Below are 2159 nucleotides of genomic sequence, written 5' to 3'. Positions count from 1 at the left end.
TTGAGACCTTCGGCGTGCACGGCGTTGTTCACCCCGACGTCGACCAATCCCTTCAAGGTGGCGGCCTGCTGCAGATCGGCGTCGTTGGCGACCGCGCCGGGCACGTGGTGCGCAACCGCTTCGGCGTAGCGGTTCTGGTCCTGCATGATCTGCTGCATCGCCGCACCATTGAAGATGTTCGATGCGTCCTTGTCCGTGCTGAGCACGGAGAAAATGCCTTTGGCGATAGGCAATCTCGATTCCACGTCCTGATTGGAATCCGGCGTGTGGAAGAACGGCGACAGGTCGTTGGTGCCGCCGGCGATATTGGTGACGTACGGCGAGAGCCCGGTGGCGAAGGCTTGCGTCAGCTTCGGATCGACTTGGCCCAGTGTGTGATGACCCGGCAAATCGAGCAACTCGTGGGAATGCTGACCGAGGTAGGCCGCATACGTCTGCGCGGTCTGGCCGGCGATCTGGGCCTCCGGGCCGGCCGCGTCCTTGGTCCAGCTGAACAACGATCCGGCCGCGTCGCCACCGTCGGACCAGGTGTGGTGGGTGATGTTCTTCAAGAAGTCCTGGGTCGACTGATCGCAAAGGCCCTGCTGGTTGACGATCCAATTCACGGCCCCATGGTCGCGACCGGCCGCCCAGAACACCGACTCGACCGTTTGGTCGTAGGTGTTGCGCGCCCAATCCTGCGTCATGATCTGCGCGCCCTTGTGCAGCAAGCCCTGGTCGACCTCAGTGTTGTGCTGCAGCAACGGGTTACCGTCCTTGACGATGTCGGCGATCGTCCTGGTCTGGTCGGCATACAACCAGCCCGGCGCCTTGAGCACCTCCTGCACACTGTCGGGCAGTTGGGATACCCCACCCTTGACGGTGTCGGTGCCCTGCTTGGCGCCGACGTTTGTCGGCGTTTTCGGGAACGTGATGTTCGGGTTGCTCATCAGCTGCCAGGAGTCGCCGATCATCCCCCTCTCGTCGCCGAGGCGCTGCTCGGCGGTTTTGAGCGCATCGATGCTCATGCCGTGCTCTTGCGCCTGCAGCTGGCTCAACACCGAAGCCTGCTCGGCGGTCAGCGGCACCTTTCCGGAAACCTGGTCGGGTGTGATCGAGCTCAGCACTCCGTTGACGCGGGCGGCCGCACCCTTGTCGCCGCCGAGCGCGGCCTTCACATCCTGCTCGGCAGATTCCGGCGTCTCGGCGGCGTGCCCGTCGACACCCAGGACGCGCGTCGGGTCGTACCCGTCGTCGGCCAGATTCTTCTGCGCTCCGTGCAGCGATTTCGCGTAGTTGTCGCGGGTGGCACGCAACTGGTCAAGGGCCTCGCGGGTGTCGTCGACCGCGTCGGCTTTCGCGTCCTTGATCAACGTCTCCAGCGCGTGGCGATCCTCGGGGGCAAGGTTGGGATCCTGCAGATCCTTGGTCGCCGCGCCGATGATCTTGTCGAGCATTTGCAGCCGACCTTCCAGCGTGGCGATCTCTTGCGCCCCGTCCTTTTGGGCGTCGGCCAGGGCCGCGGCGATGTTTTCCAGATCGGCCCCGATCTTGGGTAACTGCTGGGACTGCGCGCCCAGCGCCTGCGCGGTGCGCTGCACCTCGGCGGAGGCGTTGATCGGGCTATTGCCGTTCTGGTGATTCCAGGCCGCTTCGAAACGTTTGCGGGCCTGCTCGAAGGTCGCGTCGGCTTCGGCTGTGGAGCGGCCCGCGGCGTGAAAAGCGTTGGCAAGATTGGAAATCTGCCCGGGCTGGCCCGCCTGCAGGGTCCGGTTGATCTCCCAGGGGTCACCGCCGGCACCCGCGACGAGCTCGGCGATGCTGAGATAGTTCAGCTGCATCGCATTTCCGAATCGCTGAACCGGCCCAGCGAATGGGCATCACGCGACACTGCAATCCCTCCCCGCGGTTCCCCGGATTACCGCCCCCGATGTGTCGTCCACGTCGAACGGCGATTTGCTGGCCAAGCATATGGGGGCCCGAGTCACGCATGCCAGTCACCACCAATCCGGGCGGCGCGGCCGTCAGCAACATCGCCCAGCCCCACTGGGCCCGACTGATGCGCTGGTGGCACAGCGCCGCACTCAGGGGTAGTGCGAATAGCAACGACGACACCAGCAGCGGCTGGACCAGCAGCAGGGATCCGTGCGCCAGTGCCGCCGCCTGAAACGCGTAGCCGG

General features: G+C 65.0%; 1 protein-coding gene and 1 pseudogene. Both read right to left on the bottom strand.

Annotated features, from left to right (window positions below):
• A partial coding sequence (locus A5652_RS22410; protein WP_067356953.1) for a hypothetical protein occupies window positions 1-1820 on the bottom strand: 1820 nt, incomplete at its 3' end.
• A gap of 174 nt (window positions 1821-1994) precedes the next feature.
• A pseudogene (locus A5652_RS28185) lies at window positions 1995-2159 on the bottom strand (DMT family transporter); the annotation flags it as partial.

Origin of the sequence: Mycobacterium sp. 1165178.9, from assembly GCF_001673555.1 — a bacterium.
In the GTDB taxonomy this organism is placed as follows: Bacteria; Actinomycetota; Actinomycetes; order Mycobacteriales; family Mycobacteriaceae; genus Mycobacterium.
This window is presented reverse-complemented; position numbering and strand designations above follow the sequence as displayed.